1 pseudogene is annotated in these 561 nt (G+C 62.2%); it reads left to right on the top strand.

Going from position 1 to position 561, the window contains the following annotated elements:
* Positions 1–159: 159 nt before the first annotated feature.
* Positions 160–561: pseudogene (gene istB / locus Q675_RS35315) on the top strand (IS21-like element ISSpu5 family helper ATPase IstB); the annotation flags it as partial.

Raw genomic sequence — 561 nt, forward strand, 5'->3', positions numbered from 1 at the left:
ACGCGCCCTGATGCTGGGCAGCTGCCGATACAAGAGCATCGAATCCATCCTCAAGCATCGCCTGGATGAGCAGCCCCTGGAAGAGCAACAAGAACTGGCCTTACCCGACACACACGACAACATCCGTGGCCCCGCCTACTACCACTGAAGGAACCTGACATGCTGAAACATCCCACGCTGGATAAGCTCCACGCCCTCAAACTGACCGGCATGGCCGCCGCCCTGGCGGATCAATCGGCCACCCCCGACATTACCGACCTGAGCTTCGAGGAGCGCCTTGGCCTGCTGGTCGACCGGGAAATGACGGAACGGGACAACCGACGCATGAGCAGCCGCCTGCGCCGGGCCAAGCTGCGACACGCCGCCATCCTCGAAGACATTGATTACCGGAACTCACGGGGCCTGGATAAAGGGCTTGTCCAGAGTCTGGCCAGCTGCCAGTGGGTGAAGGAACACCTGAACGTGCTCATCACCGGCCCGACTGGCGTCGGGAAAACCTGGTTGGCCTGTGCTCTGGCACACAAGGCCTGCCGGGAGGGTTACACCGCCCAGTACGTCCGC

Source organism: Marinobacter sp. EN3 (assembly GCF_000475315.1).
Lineage (GTDB): Bacteria > Pseudomonadota > Gammaproteobacteria > Pseudomonadales > Oleiphilaceae > Marinobacter > Marinobacter nauticus.